The sequence below is a fragment of the Halovenus halobia genome (assembly GCF_051414135.1).
GTDB classification, from domain to species: Archaea; Halobacteriota; Halobacteria; order Halobacteriales; family Haloarculaceae; genus Halovenus; species Halovenus halobia.
The window spans coordinates 39551-55816 of sequence record NZ_JBLKOA010000005.1 but is presented as its reverse complement, the minus strand read 5'-3'; the positions used below and the strand labels follow the sequence as shown (position 1 = coordinate 55816).

Annotated in this window: 23 protein-coding genes; 10 read left to right on the top strand and 13 right to left on the bottom strand. The window is 62.6% G+C overall.

The annotated features are described in order from the left end of the window. Positions 1-27: 27 nt before the first annotated feature. Positions 28-801, bottom strand: a complete 774-nt coding sequence (locus ACMGFM_RS12050; protein WP_436902879.1) for a DUF1405 domain-containing protein — start codon at positions 799-801, stop codon at positions 28-30. 89 nt (positions 802-890) lie between these two features. On the opposite strand from ACMGFM_RS12050, the gene ACMGFM_RS12045 reads away from it, so the two are divergent. The 3 genes from ACMGFM_RS12045 to ACMGFM_RS12035 all read left to right on the top strand — a co-directional run bounded on the left by ACMGFM_RS12045 (position 891) and on the right by ACMGFM_RS12035 (position 2475). Beyond that, the gene (locus ACMGFM_RS12045; RefSeq protein WP_436902878.1) at positions 891-1235 is read left to right on the top strand and encodes a hypothetical protein; all 345 of its coding nucleotides are present in this window, start codon (positions 891-893) and stop codon (positions 1233-1235) included. A gap of 46 nt (positions 1236-1281) precedes the next feature. Then, positions 1282-2019 (top strand): proteasome assembly chaperone family protein, encoded by a 738-nt coding sequence (locus ACMGFM_RS12040; RefSeq protein WP_436902877.1) that lies wholly within the window; start codon positions 1282-1284, stop codon positions 2017-2019. Positions 2020-2100: 81 nt separating this feature from the next. Further along, the gene (locus ACMGFM_RS12035) at positions 2101-2475 is read left to right on the top strand and encodes an SHOCT domain-containing protein (RefSeq protein WP_436902876.1); all 375 of its coding nucleotides are present in this window, start codon (positions 2101-2103) and stop codon (positions 2473-2475) included. An 8-nt stretch (positions 2476-2483) separates the two neighbouring features. On the opposite strand, the gene ACMGFM_RS12030 is transcribed toward ACMGFM_RS12035, so the two are convergent. The 4 genes from ACMGFM_RS12030 to ACMGFM_RS12015 all read right to left on the bottom strand — a co-directional run bounded on the left by ACMGFM_RS12030 (position 2484) and on the right by ACMGFM_RS12015 (position 4935). Beyond that, complete coding sequence (locus ACMGFM_RS12030; RefSeq protein WP_436902875.1) at positions 2484-2792, bottom strand: hypothetical protein; 309 nt, start codon at positions 2790-2792, stop codon at positions 2484-2486. Between the two features lie 97 nt (positions 2793-2889). Further along, on the bottom strand, positions 2890-3243 hold the full coding sequence (gene rpl12p, locus ACMGFM_RS12025) for a 50S ribosomal protein P1 (RefSeq protein ID WP_436902874.1): 354 nt from the start codon (positions 3241-3243) through the stop codon (positions 2890-2892). A gap of 5 nt (positions 3244-3248) precedes the next feature. Continuing rightward, the gene (locus ACMGFM_RS12020) at positions 3249-4295 is read right to left on the bottom strand and encodes a 50S ribosomal protein L10 (protein ID WP_436902873.1); all 1047 of its coding nucleotides are present in this window, start codon (positions 4293-4295) and stop codon (positions 3249-3251) included. A gap of 1 nt (position 4296) precedes the next feature. Beyond that, entirely contained in the window at positions 4297-4935 is a 639-nt protein-coding gene (locus ACMGFM_RS12015) for a 50S ribosomal protein L1 (RefSeq protein WP_436902872.1), read from the bottom strand. A gap of 178 nt (positions 4936-5113) precedes the next feature. On the opposite strand from ACMGFM_RS12015, the gene ACMGFM_RS12010 reads away from it, so the two are divergent. From ACMGFM_RS12010 to ACMGFM_RS11995, 4 genes are read left to right on the top strand one after another with little or no spacing between them, the layout of a single operon-like run. Further along, a complete protein-coding gene (locus tag ACMGFM_RS12010; protein ID WP_436902871.1) occupies positions 5114-5818 on the top strand; it encodes a hypothetical protein in 705 nt (234 codons plus the stop codon). A 52-nt stretch (positions 5819-5870) separates the two neighbouring features. Next, positions 5871-6224 carry a DNA-binding protein gene (locus ACMGFM_RS12005; protein ID WP_436902870.1) on the top strand — a complete coding sequence of 118 codons (354 nt, stop codon included), beginning with the start codon at positions 5871-5873 and terminating at the stop codon, positions 6222-6224. A 1-nt stretch (position 6225) separates the two neighbouring features. Beyond that, the gene (locus ACMGFM_RS12000) at positions 6226-6822 is read left to right on the top strand and encodes a DUF7411 family protein (RefSeq protein WP_436902868.1); all 597 of its coding nucleotides are present in this window, start codon (positions 6226-6228) and stop codon (positions 6820-6822) included. A 55-nt stretch (positions 6823-6877) separates the two neighbouring features. Continuing rightward, complete coding sequence (locus ACMGFM_RS11995; RefSeq protein WP_436902867.1) at positions 6878-8467, top strand: cellulase family glycosylhydrolase; 1590 nt, start codon at positions 6878-6880, stop codon at positions 8465-8467. 18 nt (positions 8468-8485) lie between these two features. Here ACMGFM_RS11995 and ACMGFM_RS11990 read toward each other — a convergent pair whose 3' ends face one another. Together ACMGFM_RS11990 and ACMGFM_RS11985 are read right to left on the bottom strand one after the other, a co-directional pair. Then, on the bottom strand, positions 8486-9079 hold the full coding sequence (locus ACMGFM_RS11990; RefSeq protein WP_436902865.1) for a metal-dependent hydrolase: 594 nt from the start codon (positions 9077-9079) through the stop codon (positions 8486-8488). Between the two features lie 59 nt (positions 9080-9138). Then, the gene (locus ACMGFM_RS11985) at positions 9139-9879 is read right to left on the bottom strand and encodes an SDR family NAD(P)-dependent oxidoreductase (RefSeq protein ID WP_436902864.1); all 741 of its coding nucleotides are present in this window, start codon (positions 9877-9879) and stop codon (positions 9139-9141) included. Positions 9880-9975: 96 nt separating this feature from the next. Between ACMGFM_RS11985 and upp the strand changes: the two genes are divergently transcribed. Further along, a complete protein-coding gene (gene upp, locus ACMGFM_RS11980) occupies positions 9976-10650 on the top strand; it encodes a uracil phosphoribosyltransferase (protein ID WP_436902863.1) in 675 nt (224 codons plus the stop codon). Position 10651: 1 nt separating this feature from the next. Here upp and ACMGFM_RS11975 read toward each other — a convergent pair whose 3' ends face one another. Further along, positions 10652-11248 (bottom strand): IMPACT family protein, encoded by a 597-nt coding sequence (locus ACMGFM_RS11975; RefSeq protein WP_436902861.1) that lies wholly within the window; start codon positions 11246-11248, stop codon positions 10652-10654. A 122-nt stretch (positions 11249-11370) separates the two neighbouring features. On the opposite strand from ACMGFM_RS11975, the gene ACMGFM_RS11970 reads away from it, so the two are divergent. Continuing rightward, on the top strand, positions 11371-12345 hold the full coding sequence (locus ACMGFM_RS11970; RefSeq protein ID WP_436902859.1) for an aldo/keto reductase: 975 nt from the start codon (positions 11371-11373) through the stop codon (positions 12343-12345). A gap of 100 nt (positions 12346-12445) precedes the next feature. Here ACMGFM_RS11970 and ACMGFM_RS11965 read toward each other — a convergent pair whose 3' ends face one another. Both ACMGFM_RS11965 and ACMGFM_RS11960 read right to left on the bottom strand, forming a co-directional pair. Beyond that, positions 12446-12964 (bottom strand): macro domain-containing protein, encoded by a 519-nt coding sequence (locus ACMGFM_RS11965; RefSeq protein ID WP_436902858.1) that lies wholly within the window; start codon positions 12962-12964, stop codon positions 12446-12448. Between the two features lie 38 nt (positions 12965-13002). Next, positions 13003-13233: a DUF7573 domain-containing protein gene (locus ACMGFM_RS11960; RefSeq protein ID WP_436902857.1), complete on the bottom strand. Its 231-nt coding sequence runs from the start codon at positions 13231-13233 to the stop codon at positions 13003-13005. Positions 13234-13790: 557 nt separating this feature from the next. Here ACMGFM_RS11960 and ACMGFM_RS11955 point away from each other — a divergent pair. Further along, a complete protein-coding gene (locus tag ACMGFM_RS11955; RefSeq protein ID WP_436902856.1) occupies positions 13791-14003 on the top strand; it encodes a DUF8024 family protein in 213 nt (70 codons plus the stop codon). A gap of 6 nt (positions 14004-14009) precedes the next feature. Here ACMGFM_RS11955 and ACMGFM_RS11950 read toward each other — a convergent pair whose 3' ends face one another. The 3 genes from ACMGFM_RS11950 to ACMGFM_RS11940 are packed head-to-tail and all read right to left on the bottom strand — an operon-like array spanning position 14010 to position 16261. Beyond that, on the bottom strand, positions 14010-14987 hold the full coding sequence (locus ACMGFM_RS11950; RefSeq protein WP_436902855.1) for a 5,10-methylenetetrahydromethanopterin reductase: 978 nt from the start codon (positions 14985-14987) through the stop codon (positions 14010-14012). Further along, on the bottom strand, positions 14974-15726 hold the full coding sequence (locus ACMGFM_RS11945; RefSeq protein ID WP_436902854.1) for a coenzyme F420-0:L-glutamate ligase: 753 nt from the start codon (positions 15724-15726) through the stop codon (positions 14974-14976). The genes ACMGFM_RS11950 and ACMGFM_RS11945 overlap by 14 nt, the downstream gene beginning before the upstream one ends. A gap of 46 nt (positions 15727-15772) precedes the next feature. Then, positions 15773-16261 carry a metallophosphoesterase family protein gene (locus ACMGFM_RS11940; RefSeq protein ID WP_436902853.1) on the bottom strand — a complete coding sequence of 163 codons (489 nt, stop codon included), beginning with the start codon at positions 16259-16261 and terminating at the stop codon, positions 15773-15775. Positions 16262-16266 lie beyond the last annotated feature (5 nt).

Sequence of the window (16266 nt, the reverse complement as noted above, 5' to 3'; positions counted from 1 at the left end):
GTAACAGGACGCTGACCGCGGACGGAATTAGGCAGTCTCAGCCAGCTGCGACCGAACAATCGCGACCCGAGTTGCGAGGGCGAGAAAGACCGCAATGAAAGTCAGCACGACCGCCCAGGCAGCAGCGAGGTCGTGGGCCAGCACTGAGTGGTCGAACCCACCGGATCCGAAGGGCTCGGCCCGGAGCCACGTGTGATGCGGGCCCTCGAGCACTGGCCAGAAGTAATCCACCACGTCGTTGAACCCGTACCACGCGAGTGCGACCGCAACCGAGCCAGCCGAAAAGGTCGCATAGCGGTGGATCAGAAACGCCTCGACAGCCATTGCGGCATGGCTGAGGATGAGAAACCAGTAGAGCCACGGGACGATACCGGCCGAGCCGTTGAGGACTAACTGGACGTACGGCGTCCAGAGGCCGAGTTTGATACAGCCGAAAAAGGCGAGCATATGCAGCGGCTCAGCGTCAAGGTCAAGTCGCCACGCAATCAGCGAGAGGCCGATAAACATCGTCGCGACGGGGGAATCAGGAATAAGCGGATAGGCGACCGCCGGTGCGGCACCGAGTTGGCCTCTGAGCAGTGGCGGTGCGAGGTCCAGTGGCTGTCCCGCGTAGTACCAGAAGCCAAAGAGTGTCCCGAGGAGATTGACGATTGCGACCGGCCACGCCAGTCGGAGACCGACGTTTTCCAGCCACTCGGGGAGCGGCGCAACCCAGCGCGGCAGCTCCTGAGAGTCGGGCAATGGGTGGTCGAAGTAGTTCGCGACGAGGCCGTCGAGTCGCTGGCCGACGCCGAGACTCATTGTCAGTGTATTCACGCCCCCGAAGAAAACCGTGCCGGTCGTCGGGAGAGTGGCGAGGGTTTATATCCGAACGCGGGACCACGGCCCGTATGTCAGACCACACGGCAACACGGCGACAGGTTATTCGAGCCTGCGGCGCAGCCTGTCTGAGTGCAACGGCAGCAACAGCAAGCGCAGACGAAGCGGCGGCAAACCCACAGAGCGAATCGGTGGAGACAGCAGACTCGTTCGACGTCGGTGGTCGAAGCGGTGTCTATCCCGGGACAGTTGACCGAATCGTCGACGACGAGCACGTCGTCGTTCTGGTTGAGGAGTCGGACCGGGAGCCATGGCAGGTCGTCTTCGACCACAGTAAAGCACCAGCTATCGAGGAGCGCGATTACGTCTGGCTCTGGCTGTGGCGCGGGCAACTGCTGTCCGTCTGGCAACGGTGAGCTGTCGTCACGGACTGTTAAGTCGGGGGCCTGTGTTGAATCAGGCATGGCACACATCGCAGTACACACCGAACTGGACCTTGACGCACCGCTGCTGGTCGAAGGGCTTCCCGGCATCGGCCTCGTCGGGAAGATCGCGACGAGCCACCTGGTCGAGCACTTTGACATGGTGGAGTACGCTTCCTGTCACTGTGATGGGCTGCCGCGAACGGCAGTGTACGAGGAAGGAGACCGGACGATTCGACCACCAGTCCGAATCTACGCAGACGAAGAACGCGACCTGCTCGCGCTCCAGAGCGACGTCCCGGTGTCACCGAAATCAGCCCCGGAGTTTGCCAGTTGTGTCACCGGCTGGTTGGCAGAACACGATGTGACGCCAATCTACCTGAGCGGAATCCCGAGTGAAACGGAGGACGTGCCGAAGATGTACGGCGTCGGCGTCGGGGCAGGACAGGACCGGCTGGCCGACCACGACATCGACCTGCCCTCTGAGAGCGGGATGATCAGCGGGCCAACGGGAGCGCTACTGGCCGAGGCCAGCCAACAGCAACTGTCAGCAATCGGGCTCGTCGTCCGGGCCAACGCCAAATTCCCCGACCCAGAGGCGGCACGTATCCTGCTCACGGAGGGAATCGAGCCGCTGCTGTCGGTCGATATCGAGACCGAGAAGCTGGTCGAACAGGCCGAGGAAATCGCCGACGCGCGCGAGCGGCTCGCACAGCAGATGCAAGAGGCCACGCAAGAAGAGAGTTCACAGGCCAAGCCACTGGGCATGTACCAGTAGTCGGGTGAGCGAAAGCTCGCAGTCAGCGGAAAGCCAACATGTTGGGGAAACGCTCAGGCCGGTACTCGATAACAGTCCAGTATGAGACCACACCGGATCTGTAGGGGCGGGATGGGTGGCAAAGACCGAACTGCGAACAGCGTTCCCGGAATCGTCTCAGCACTGACGCTGGGCGTTGCGTTCACACTGCTGGCGCTCGGAGTCCAGCAGTTCTGGGTGGTGTTCATCATCGGTTTCGGCGTCGTGCTCCCAACAGCGACGCGGTATGCGAAGCGATCCAATCAACGGACCGACGACCAAGGAACAACCCATTCGGAGACGGACCCTGCGCTGGCGCGGTTACGACAGCGATATGCCCGCGGTAAACTCACAGACGAGGAGTTCGAACACCAGGTCGAGAAACTGTTAGTGGCCGAAACGAAGGGCCGCGACGCCGAAGAACCGACCGACTGGTAGACAGACCGTCAGTCTTCGTCGTCGGCGCTGGGCTCTTCGATGTCAATCTCTTCGGCCACGCTCGCGTCTGAATCGGTGTCAGTGTCTTCGGAATCCGCAACGTCGATGGCGACCGGTTCTGGGTCGGTCGTGTCGACGGGCGAGCGGCCCGTCGCGGCAGCGAGATAGCCGAACGTGCCGCCAACGAGACCGCCAACGAGCGCGCCGCCTCGGCTCAGTCGCGAGCCAAGGACCGTGCCGACGAACCCGCCAACTGCGGCGGTTGTCTTTGGATTTGGTTCTGCGTCGACAGCCGTCTCCGTTTGTTCTTCTGTCATACTACATCATACGGGCCGACCCCTGTATATGTTGACGATTTGAATCGCGTGCGTGGCTGTCGCTGGCGAGGGAGTGAGCGGAAAGAAAGCGGCCGAGTTAGCCGAAGAGCTCGCCGAGCCCTTCGCCTGCGTCGCCGTCCTCCTCGTCGTCGCCGTCGCCGTCGTCGCCGTCGTCGGCGTCTGCTTCGTCGTCGCCCTCGTCAGCTTCGTCTTCAGCGTCGTCGCCACCGGTGTCAGCCGGGGCTGCGCCGCCTGCGCCGCCCGCGGCGGGCACTGCGGTTGCTTCCTCGACAGCTTCCTCGATGTCGACGTCTTCCAGTGCGGCGACGAGCGCCTTGACACGGGACTGCTCGACGTCAACGCCCGCGGATTCGAGGACGCTGGTGAGGTTTTCTTCGTTGATTTCTTCGCCCGATTCGTTCAGGATGAGTGCTGCGTATACGTATTCCATTGTTATCAGAACATGTCTCCGAGTGCGTCGCCAACGTCGTCGTCATCGCTGTCGTCGTCTGCTTCGGCTGCGTCATCGTCAGCAGCGTCGGCGTCTTCTTCCTCGTCGGCGTCCTCGGAGTCGTCAGGTTGGTCGTCTGTCTGTGCAGTGTCGGCTGTCTCTTCGACGCCCTGCAGTTCCTCCGGCAGGGCCTCTTCGTCGTCGATCTGTGCGGCAAGCGCACGGACCTGTCCGTCGGCCTTGCTGATGAGGTCGGGCATAACTGCCTCGTCCTCGATGGCCGCGTGAATCGCGAGGCTCTTGGCTTCGCCGCTGGCTTTGGCCAGCAGTGCCGGGGCCGTCGCTGTCGTCGCAATCTCGGCGTTGATGGCGAGATTCCGGCCGCGGGCAGCCGCAGCGGAGATGTCCGCGCGGTAGGCCTCGACATCGAGTTCGAGGTCGTCCGGCTCGAACAGGACGCCGTCAGCGAAGACGGCGCGCAGGTCCAGCCCGACCTCTTTGGGCTCGATGCCGAGTTCGGTAAGCACGTTCGAGAGGTCAGCTGAGACCTCTTCGCCCGCTTCGAGAACCGTCGAGTCCTCGAGCACCTGAATCGAGCCTTCCTCGATTCGGGCGTTCGCACCGACGCTCTGGAGTTCGCCAACGAACGGCCCGGGGTCGATGCCGGTATCGCCTTCTGGAATGACGATATCGTTCGGGGCGATTTCGCCGGCGTTGATCGGTGCCGACGTTTTCGAGGCTTCGAGCTGCTGGAAGAGACTGAACGGATTCTGGTTCGTGCCGATCAGTCCGACCTGTCCACTGACGAAGTCAGTGAGCTGGTCGCGGCCGTTCTCGGTCGCCTCGAGTGCACGGGCAAGCAGCGTGTTCCGCGAGACGCGGAGTTCGGCGCTGCCGTGCAGGTTCCGGCGCATGTCCTGAAGCTGGCGGCTCGGAATGCCCGTAATCGCGACGACACCGACGCTGTCGTAGCGGTCGAGGAAGTCGTTGACGTCGGCGACTTCCTGTCGTTTCCATTCGGGGATGGTCTCTGTCTTGCGTTCGGTACTCATATCAGGCCACCTCCATGGCTGGGCCCATCGTCGTCTTCACGTAGACGGTGTCGATGTTGAGCGGCCCCTTCTCCAGGTCGGCGTGGAGTCGACGGATAATCACGTCGATGTTGTCTGCGATGTCTTCGGCGGACATGTCCTCCGCGCCGACGCGCGTGTGGAAGGTCCGTCGGTCACCGCTGCGAATCTGGACGGAGTTTTTCATCCGTTCGATAACCTCGACGATGTCGTCGTCGGGACTGACGGGTTCGGGCATCTTCCCCCGTGGACCGAGGACGGTCCCCAGATAGCGCCCGATATCCTGCATCAGTCGCTCTTCGGCAAGGAAGAAGTCAGTATCTTCGGCGAGGTCTTTCGCCGCGTCGTCATCGTCGCCCAGGTCAGCCAGTTCGTCGGCGTCGAGGACGTCATCAGCGACTTCCTCGGCACGGACGGCGGTCTCGCCCTCCGCGAATACGACAATACTGGTTTCCTGTCCTGTGCCTCTCGGCAGGACGACGCTCTCGTCTACTCGGTTCGATGGATCGTTGAGGTCAATATCACGCAGATTGACTGCAATGTCGACCGTCTCGGTAAAGTTCCGAGGCGGTGACTCGTCAAGCGCGCGAGAGACTGCCTCCTCTATTTCCTGATCTGCCATTGTTCACCTCCGTAGTACGCCAGATGGCTTCTACGGGTCAGTGAAACAGGCGAAAGCCTGTCTCGGTTGGGTAGAGGCCAATGCGAAACTTAAAACCGTCGAACCAACGCCACGGTCGATACTGGACCGCTAGCGGCCAAACAGCACCGTTTTGCGTCCCCGGGCCCCAGCAGAGCGTGTGACAGCGGACGAGGACGTAGACGCCGACGAGGATGACCCCGAGCAGCCTCCCGAGCCGATTACGACACCCCCAGACACTGACGGCGAAGACGAAGGCAAGCAGTTCACGGCCATCGTCAGATCGGTCGAATCCGTGTCTGCGAGCGATGTTCCGGTGGCGTACCCGGTAGCAATCGAGACGGCCGAGGCGATCGCTATCGAGTTGACCGTCGAGGGAACCGACGAGCCAGTGTTCGTCTGCTATTTCGAGCCAATCGACCGCGGCCCAGACGACCGACTCGCGCGGATTCTGTCGGTCGCAGGCGTCGAGGAGCCGACGGACCTGACCGACCGAGGTCTGCTGCTCGAAATCACCGACGGCCACTACCTGCCGGTCGTCCCCGAGCGCTCGCCGCGAGGGAACCCGAACGCGGTGTACGGCGTCTTTGCTGGCTTGATTCCATCAGTCGTGATTGGACTGGTCGGCATCTTCGCGCCCGGCGCGGCCTTTATCGGAACCACGCCCTTCGTCGTCGGCTGGCTGGTCGCCACGTTCCTCCTGTTACCGGTCTCGCTGTACGTCGACGCGCTCAATCTGGCGACGACGACCAACTGGGACGGGACGCCACGGAAGTGGGCCGTGATGGCCGCGGTCCCGGGAGTGAACATCCTCGCCGTACCGCTGTATCTCATCGCACGGGAAAACGCCGACCCGCTCGCGTGAGGAGAGTTGACTTTTCGTAATGATTTTGCCTCGTACTCGCCAAGGGGATAGTATGAGCGGCGAGCCAAGCGAAGACGAACTCGAACGAATCCGTGAACAGAAGAAAAAACAGCTCGAAGAACAGCAGGGCCAGGGGCAAGGCCAAGAAGAAGCGATGGAGGCCCAGCGCCAAGAGGCCGAAGCCCAGAAGAAAGCAATCCTCCGCCAGAACCTCAGCGACGGCGCGCGCAAGCGACTCAATACGGTCAAGATGTCCAAGCCGGATGTCGGCGAGAAAGTCGAACAGCAGATTGTCGCGCTGGCCCAGAGCGGCCGCGTCCAGGGACAGATTGACGAAGAAAAGATGAAGCAGCTTCTCAAAGAGTTGACGCCGGACTCGAAGAGTTTCGACATCAAGCGGCGGTGAGATGGAGGTCGGTCTGCTCTCGAGTGGGGGGAAAGACTCCGCGCTTGCGGCACTGTTGCTCGACCCGTACTGTGACGTGACCGTACTCTGCGGTAGTTTTGGGATTACCGACGACTACGAACACGCGATGGCGGCGGGCGAGGCACTCGGCTTCGAGACGCAGCGAGTTGAGCTCGAGTCCGAACTCGCACGCGAGGCTGCCGAGCAGATGGTCGAAGACGGCTACCCGCGAAACGGCATCCAGCGTGTTCACGAACACGCGCTGGAACGAGCTGCAGCGCTGGATTTCGACGGCATCGCCGACGGCACCCGCCGGGATGACCGCGTTCCGACGGTGCCGCGCTCGCTCGCACAGAGTATCGAGGACCGCTTCGACGTCGCTCACCTCGCGCCGCTTGCAGGAATCGGTCGCGGGGCAATCGACCAACTCGCTGCCGAACAGCTACAGGTCGAGACCGGACCGAGCGAGGAGATAAAAAAAGGGGATTACGAGTCCGAGATTCGAGCGCTCATTGTCGAGGAGTACGGTTCCGAAACTGTGGCCGAGATTTTCCCCGAGCACGCCCAGTCGCGGGTCACCGGTCGGCGGACAGAATAGTCGAGAGAGCTGGACAGGCCCTGGATTTATCTGTTCTGCCCAGATACGAAGCGCTATGGCTAACGACGACGCTCGCTCCCAGTTGTCACGGCGCCGGGTGCTCGCTGCCGGCGTTGCCGCGGGAGTCCCGCTCGTCGCCGGGTGTAGCAGTGAGTCGCCAGACGAGTCACCGGAGAACGAAACTACGGACCAATCGCCGGAGACCGAACCCGAACCAGAATCAGAGACAGACGAGATACAAAACGCCACGCCGGTGGGGACAATCACCGACGTAACCGTCTCACCGAGGACAGTTCGGCAGTTCCAGCCAGCCGAGTTCACCGTCAGCGTTGCGAACGAGGGCGGAGCAGTACTGGAAGCCCGCGTGAGCGTCGACATCGACGGGTCGTTTGCGGATGCCTTCGACGTGACACTCCCCGCGGGCGACGCCACCGAGTTAACGGGCCAACTCGAGCGCCAGCGCGTCGGCGAGCACACGATAGCAGTCGCCGTCGAAACCTACGATGGACCCGTGCAGGCACAACAGCGCAGTACGATTACCGTCGACCACTACCCGGCCCACCAGGTGACTGTCGACGGGACACAGTTAGCGTGTGGCGACGGGAGGGCAGTCTACGGCGGAGCGAGTCTTGCCAACGCCTTCGCGCCGGAGAACAACCGGGCCAGCGAAGCCTCCCTAGAGCCTGCGTTCGACACGCTGGCCGACCTCGGCGTGTCGAGTGCGCGCATCTGGGGCTTTGCGCCCTCGTGGGCAGACATCTCCTCGATGCCGGGGCCGGAGACGTACAACGACCAGTGGTTCGAGTACTTCGACCGCGTGGTCGTGGCGGCGAAAAAGCGCGACATTCGGCTGTTCGTGCCGCTGTTCAACGGCAACCCCGCGTACGGGCCGGTCGGCGAGGAGGACCTGGGCGTGAACGTTCCGCAGCTCGTCCGGTGGGCCGACGACGCCGAGACGCGCAACGACTTCTTCGAGAGCGAGGACTGCATGCGCATGTACAAAGGGTGGGTCGAGCGGTTGGTGACACACGAGAACCACCTGACCGGCGTGGAGTACCGCAACGACCCGACAATCGCGATGTGGGAGCTGGGCAACGAGATTCAGCACAGTCCCCCACGGGTCGGCGAGAGCATCCGGCCCTGGATTGAAGAGACCGGGGCGTTCGTGAAAGAGCTAGACGACCAGACGCTTCTGACGACTGGCTCGTACGGCCACCAGGGTCGCAACGCCTTCGTCGACGAAGCGAATGCCGACCCAATCGACGTGGTCTCAATTCACTACTACCCCGGCCCGGAGCACTACGACCTGCCCGAAGAGGAGGTCATTCCGACACTCGAATCGACGATTCAGACAGTTAGAGAAGAAATCGGGAAACCGCTGTACGTCGGCGAATACAACTGGGGCGTCGGGCCGGAGGATTCTGCGCCGTACACCGAGCGTGCGAAGTGGGTGAGTCGGCTCCAGCGCGTGATGCGCGAGGGAGCGGTTGCGGCGACGAACTTCCACACCGTCGCGGACGAGAACCGGCCGACCAGTTTCCACAAGAAAGCGACAGTGTACGCTCCCGACGAACAGGAAACGCTTGGCAAAATCGCAACGCACGCCCGCCTGACCCGCGACTTGTCAGACTCTGAGTGTCTGTAACGTACTGTCGGCCTGAGTCTACGGAATCTCGCCGTCGAGTCCGAGATGAATCAGTGTCCCGGCGTAGAATGTTCCAGTCACGACCAGCGCCGTCACGCGACGCTCGAAGGCCAGGTCGCCGAGCAGGAACCACAGCCCACCGAGCAACAGCGCCACGAGGACAGCGTTGATCGGGACGCTGTGAGTCCAGCCACGGTGTCGGTTGGTGACCAGTCCGATGAGTGGGTCGACCAATGCAGTTGCAACGATTGCGACGAGGACAACGGTGACTGCAGCAGTGACTTCCGGCGAAACCGGGAGCGTAACACCAGCGCGCGTGCTGATGGACTCGACGCCGCCAACAAATTCTGTCCAGCCGAGTCCCGCGAGCGAGGCAATCGCGAAGACGAGCAACCCCTGGAACCAGCGGACAGCCTTCTGCCGGGGTGTGGAGGTGTGGTGGTCGATATCGGGATAAATCGACCCGACGAACGTCGCCGCTGCGGCGGCGAGTCCGGCGGCGAGAGAGAGAAGAATGGAGTTGGAGAACAGATAGATCATCACCGCGACGAGCGTCCCAATCGCCCCCGCACCAATTTTTCCCCACCGTGCGTGTGTCGGATAGTTCGGCATACGTATCTGATACTTGCTCAGCCATTATATGTGTCTGGGTTCTGTCTGACGGTTTCGGCTCAGACAGATTCGGGCAACCACCCACCGCTGACCTCGACGTTTTGCCCGCTGATATACTCGCTCCCGTCCTCGAGGAAAAAGAGCAGTGCCTGATTCATATCCTCGAACTGTGCGGCCCGGCCCCGCGGGAGTTCGTCGGGAAACTCCGCCGAGTTCTCGACGGTGTACGGTGAGACGGCGTTGACCGTGACGCCGTCGTCCTGTGTGTCGGCCGCGAGCATTCGCGTGAACATCAACACGCCCGATTTTGCCACAAAATACGGGAAGTTCTTCGGGCTGACCAGCCCCTTGTCGCTGGAGGCGTAGCCGACATTGACAATCCGACCGGACTCCTGACCGCGCATTCCGGGAAGCGCTCGTTTCGAGCAGAGGTAGGTGCCGTAGAGGTTCGTCTCGATGACGGTCTGCCACGTCTCGTGGTCCAGTTCTTCCCAGTGTCGGGGTGCGAACGCGCCCACGTTGTTGACAAGGATATCGACCGTCCCGAGTTCGGCCTCGACAGCGTCGAACAGCCGGTCGACTTCGTCGGGGTCGGTCACGTCGGCTTGCACTGTCGTAACCTCGACACCGTGCTCACTCTCGATTGTCTCACGGACAGCCTCGGCTTCTGCGGCACTCGTGCGGTAGTGGACTGCCACGTCAGCGCCGCAGTCTGCCAGTGCGAGGAGGAATTCCCGGCCGACGCCTTTCGCGCTTCCAGTCACCAGTGCAGTCTGTCCCGAGAGGTCTGGGTCGATCATACCCGTTGTTCGGCCCGAACTGGCTTGAATCCGTGACAAGCGGAACGGTCACACCGGAACACCACAATGATGTACGAGCCACGCCCACGGAGAAGTATGACAGTCGACCACCGCGAGCACGCCGCCGTCGTCACGCACGCGCTCGCACAACACACGCTCACGGAGTTGCGCAGTGTCGAGACCGAGCAGATTGCCTTCCGGAAAGGGCTGGTCCGACTCGGACGCGTCTGTGGCTACGAAATTATCGATACGTACCTGGAGACCGAAGACGTGTCAGTCCAGACACCCCTGACAGAAACCACCGGTCCAGAGATTCAGGGACTCGACGACGTTGTAATCATCAACGTGCTCCGGGCAGCGACGCCGTTCGTCGAGGGGTTGCTCAAGGCCTTCCCGACCGCCCGGCAGGGTGTGATCTCCGCCAGCCGCGACGAGAGCGCTGGGATGGACGAGGACGGTGCGTTCCCCATCGCTGTCGAGTACGTCAAACTGCCCGAGATTCACCCCGAAGATACCGTCATCGTCGCCGACCCGATGCTCGCAACAGGGAGCACACTCTCGGCCGTGCTAGCACACCTGCTCGACGGGACAGAGCCAGCGCAGTTGCTTGCGCTCTCTGCGGTCAGTGCACCCGAGGGCCTCGACCGAATCAGTGAGGAGTTCCCCGACGCCGAACTCGTGACCGTCGCCGTCGATGACCACCTGAACGAGGAGGGCTTTATTGTGCCAGGACTGGGCGACGCCGGCGACCGCGCGTTCTACACCGAGTAACTCACTCGAACGTCGCGCGACCGCTCGTCGCGCTCCGGATCCGGTCACGCAGCGCACTGGCGTCTACCGATGGAACGCGAACCACAAACGTCACCTCAGCCTCGTACTCCGCCTCGAACTCGACGGACTCGCTTTCCAGAATCCCGCGAACATCACCAGAGTCGTCGTACTCGACAGTGATAGAAAATCGGTCGTGTGGGCGCTGTTCGACGACACCCGCAGCGTCAATGGCCTCTTTGACACCGCGGGAATACGCCCGTGCAAGCCCACCGACACCGAGGTTCGTCCCGCCGTAGTAGCGGGTGACGACTGCGGCGACATTCTCTAAGTCTTCTTGTTCGAGGACGTTCAGCGCCGGTTTGCCGGCACTGCCGCTGGGTTCGTTGTCGTCGCTTGCGTACTCACGGAACGGTTCGGCCCGGACCCGATATGCGGGGACGTTGTGGGTTGCGTCGGCGTACTCCGCGGCGATTTCCTCAACAAACGCTTCGGCCGCTTCAACAGTGTCAACGGGCGCAATGTGGCCGATAAACTCAGAGCCAGAAACCTCGAAGCTGGCCTGCCCGCGACCCTCGACTGTCCGGTAGGACTCCGTCACAGTCGAGCGTTCACGGCGTGTCTGTTTGTGTGTTTCGACGGGTCGGGCCCGACGGTCACCGACCGAAGGACACTGCGAGACCACCCGGAAAGTTTTCACTCGATGCAGTCGACAGCCAATCCATGGAGTACACGACACTCGGCAATACGGGACTGGAAGTGAGTCGCATCTGTCTGGGTTGTATGAGCTTCGGCGACCCGGACTGGCGCGAGTGGGTGCTCGAAGCGGAGGAGAGTCACCCAATCATCGAGCGCGCAATCGACCTTGGAATCAACTTCTTCGATACCGCCAACATGTACTCAGTCGGCGAATCAGAGCGCATCCTTGGCAATGCCCTCGAAGGCAGACGCGACGAGATGGTCGTCGCGACGAAGGGCTTCTTCCAGATGGACGACGAGGACCCTAACTCTGGGGGCCTCTCGCGGAAGGCAATCGAGCAGGAACTCGACGCCAGCCGCGAGCGACTTGGAATGGACACCATCGACCTCTACCAGACCCACCGCTGGGATTACGACACGCCAATCGACGTGACGATGCAGGCGCTGGACGACGCGGTGCGCCGCGAGAAGGTGCGCTATCTCGGCGCGAGTTCGATGTGGACCCACCAACTCGCCGAGGCCCAGCACACCGCCCAGCGGCAGAGTCTGGACCGGTTCCAGACGATGCAGAACCACTACAGTCTGCTGTATCGCGAGGAAGAACGCGAGATGCTGCCGTACTGCGAGAAGAACAACATCGGCGTCATTCCGTGGAGTCCGCTGGCGCGTGGTTACCTCGCCCGCCCACACGAGGAGTTCGACGCGACGACGCGAGGGCAATCTGATGCCTACGCCAAGGAACACCCGTACTTCGAGGGCAACGGCCAGGAAATCAACGAACGCGTCCAAGAGTTAGCCGACGAGAAGGACGTCTCGATGGCACAGATTGCGCTGTCGTGGGTGCTGCACAAAGACGTCGTCGACGCGCCAATCGTCGGCACGACCAGCATCGAACACCTCGAAGAGGCCGTCGAAGCACTGGATATCTCGCTGTCGGACAGCGACATCGAGTGGCTCGAAGAACCCTACGAACCGGTGTCGGTGAGCGGCCACGAGTGATTACAGACAGCGAATGGTTTGCTCCGTGGGGTCGTTCTGGCTCGGGGAGAGACCGGTCGGTCAGAACTAATGGATTGGGGTGGTGTGTGAGTGCCTCTAATCAGGCCCCAACGTCGTCGCGAACGCTGTCGGCCACCTCGCGAAGTGTCTCGTACTCGTCGTCGGCGTAGGCGATGAATCGAACATCAGTGAGCGTCTCGGGGTCATAGCTGTTGATGATTTCGGCGATGATACGTGCGCCTTCCTCGAGATTGAACCCAGCGACGCCACAGCCAAGCGCCGGGATAACGAGCGACTCCGCGCCGAGTTCGTCGGCCCGCTGGAGCGTGTTCCGGGTTGCGTCGGCGATGCTCTCGGCGGTCGCTTTGCCGTCGCCGTAGTGTGGCATCGCTGCGGCGTGGATGACGTGCTCGGCGTCGAGGTCGTAGGCGTCGGTGACCGCGACCGCGCCGAGGTCGATTGGCCCCTTCGAGACGGCCTCGTCGTTGATTTCCTGGCCGGCACCGCGGCGGAGTGCACCCGCGACGCCCGACCCCATCTGGAGGCTCGTTCCCGCGGCGTTTACCAGTACGTCCGCCGACTGTGCTGCGATATCGCCCTGGATGACCTCGAAGTGCATGTGTGAGACGTGTCACGCCAGCACAAAAGAATCCGCGGCTACCACTCTTTGCATTCCGCACAGACGTACGCGCCGTCGTCGAGCCAGCGCCGCCGGACGGACTCTCCACAGGACTCGCAGGCTATGCCGTCACTGTGGAGCGTGGAAGTCGCCACAGCGGGGTCGACGGTTTGCTCGTCAGGTTCGCCTGCTTCGGCTGTTTCGTCGGAATCCTCGGTGTCTGTCTCCTCGGAATCAGCAGCGAAGTCATCGAGCGAGCGGTCAGACATACTTTGTGTGAACAACCCCAGCCATCTCAGCTTATTGGTCCCGAGGAGTGGTTGTCTTTTCTGAGCTGTGTGCCTGAGCGACTGCGAACAACCGGAAAGCCCCGGCGGGCTACACTCCCGCGACTCGCTGCGCTCCTCACTCCGTTGCGGTGCTTGCGTCACCGGGAGACTCCGTCTCCCGAGCCTGCGGCGAGAGCGCGGAACGGAGTTCCGCGACCCGTTCGAGCGGCGAAGCCGCGAGAAGAAGCCGCGGACGCCGGGGTTCGCGTAGCCTGGGCGGCGGGCACGCCCGCCGCCGCATAACGTGGCGGCTTCGCCGCCACGCTCGTCGCCCCTTTCAGTCCCACCCTATTGCTTGTGGCACAGGCCACCGCGGGTGGGACTGAAAGGGGCCGTCCGTTCGAGGAAGGCGGGCGACGTAAGCACGCGAAGCGCGCGCAGCGAGCCCCCCGACTCGAACGGACGGGGGCTTTCTGGTTCTCCAAACTGACAATCGCAAAAAACACCCACTAATCAGAGAGGGACACACACAAGTACACCCCGGCTAACACACGAGTATGAGCATTCCATCGCGGTTCGTCGAGAGCCTCATCGAGATGCCCGGGAAGTTCGCCGAGGTCGCCATGCAGGGCCCAATCGAGGGTCTGCTCGTGCTGTTCGGCGCGCTCTTCGTCGGCGCACCACTGCTGTACTTCGGCTACCTCTCGACCGGCGCACTCCTGAGCCCGTTCCTGCCGGAATCGTTCGGTGCCGAACACCCCAAAGAATAACGTCTTCTACAGTTCCAGTTCGCCTGACAGCTCGCCCATAAGTTCGACTGCCGCGTCTAAGTCAGGACCCAGCGGTGAGCCCATCACGAGACTGTCTGCCTCAGTACAGACGGCCTCGAAGCGGTCACGCGTACTGTCTGGCGTGCCAGCAATACAGAAGGCGTCGATCATTGCGTCGCTCACCTGCCCAAACGCTCTCTCGAAGTCGCCGCCAGCGATAGCCACGCCAATGTCGCTCGCCCGCTCACTGTCGAGACCGTGGCGGTCGAGCACTGGCTTTGGTGCGCCGCTGGCGATGAACGCAACCGGCGGGCGGGCGGCCTCGCGGGCAGCCTCCTCGTCAGTTGCGAGGCTCACGCTCGCGTACGCGGCGAAGTCGAAAGTTCCCCGATGGTCCGGGCGCTCCTCGAGTCCTTCGTCGACACGGTCGCCGGCCCACGCGAGGTCGCGAGGGTGTGAACCGTTGTAGAGGACACCGTCGCCGTACTTCGCGGCCATCCGGGTCATATGTGGCCCCTGTGCGCCGACGTAGACCGGGAGTTGGCGGGCGTCGTAGTTCAACCCAGCGTCCACGGCCTCGAACGTGCCGTCGTGGTCGACACGGTCGCCGTCCCAGAGCTTCCGGCTGACCTGCATCGTTTCGAGCGTGCGCCGAAGCGCGTCGTCCTGGTCGTAGCCGAGGTTCGCGAGTGTCGAGCGGTCACCCGGGCCGATGCCGTAGACGCCGCGGCCCCCGGAAAGTTCGTCGATGGTCGCTGCCCGCGAGGCCAGCGTCACCGGGTGTACCTCGTAAGGGTTGGTGATTCCTGGCCCCAGTCGAACCTCCTCGGTCCGGCGGGCGATATCTGCCAGCGCGACGAATTCGTCGCGGTTGTTGTAATGATGGCTAACAAAGACAGTATCGAAGCCAGCAGACTCCGCGTGCTCTGCGAGGCCACCAATTCGGTCGACCGGATGTTCCGGCGTGAGTTCAATTCCCAGCATAGTACTCCTTGATAGCGGGTTGGATGAGGTCTTCGTCCTCCTCACGGAAGAGGGCGTCACTCCCATCAAAATCGCCAAATTCCCAGTCTCGAACGACTGCAACAGGATTGCCGCCGTCGCCCTCGCCAGTGACGAGATTTGCCGCGGCAGCGAGTTCGTCGACAACCGCCTGGACGGTCGCTTCGAGTTCTTTCCCGTCGCGGTCGGTTGTTCCGCGCCAGTCTCTGGCCGCGGGCATCCCTGCCCACCCGATTGCGACGCCGCGCTGGCCGTGACGGAACGGCCGCCCCGACGTGTCGGTGACGATTACCGGGACGCCAAGGTCGTCGTGGAGTCGCTGTGCGCTTGCAGTCGGGTCTTTCGGTAAGAGTAACAGTTCAGCGTCGGGGATGTTCGAGCGGTCGATGCCCGCGTTGACGCCAATGTGACCGAACTGCGTCACCGCGAGCATAATCGGGAACTCCATCAGCAGTTCCTCGCTCTCTTCGATGACGGCTTGGGCGAAGCGAGGATCTTTCGTTTCGTCGGCGGCCTCGCCGACGCGCTCGGCGATGTCTTGGGCCTGCTCGCCAGCCTCGAACTCGGCGAGGTCGGCCTGTCGGCCCTCAGTCTTCGAGACGATTGTACTCGCGACGCAGACGACATCGTCCGGGCGCAGATCAACCCGGTCGGCAATCATCCCGGCAATATCGTCGCCGGGTTCGATTTCTGGCAACCCCTCGACGGCGAAGACGTTCATACTGGTACTGTGGGACAGCCACGCAAAAACAGTCCGGAACTGACGATTACTGCTCGTGAACGGTGACGGAGAGGTCGCCCTCGGCGGCGGTGGCGGTCAGCATCGTCGCCCGAGTGGCCGGTTGTGCGCCGGTGAGACTGCCGGGGTTGAGCAGTCGAACCCCATTGTGGGTGGTATCGAGCAGTTCGTGGGTGTGGCCAGCGACGCCAATCGCGTCGCTATCAGCGTGTTCGCGGACCGCCGTTTCGACTCGGCGCTCGTAGCCACGCGGGGAGCCAGTGCCGTGGGTGACGACGAACTCGACGCCGCCGAGTTCAACCGACGCAACGTCGGGCAGTCCAACTTGTGGGTCCATGTTTCCGGCCACGGCGGTGAGTTCCGGAGCCAACTCGCGCATGTCGGCGAGCGCCCCCTTCGAGTCGAAATCGCCCGCGTGAACAACGTGGTCGGCCGCGGCGATACGCTCCTGGAAGGCGTCGGGAATCGACTGCTCGCGCGAGGGAATGTGCGTGTCGCTGACGATTGCAATCTCCATATCCG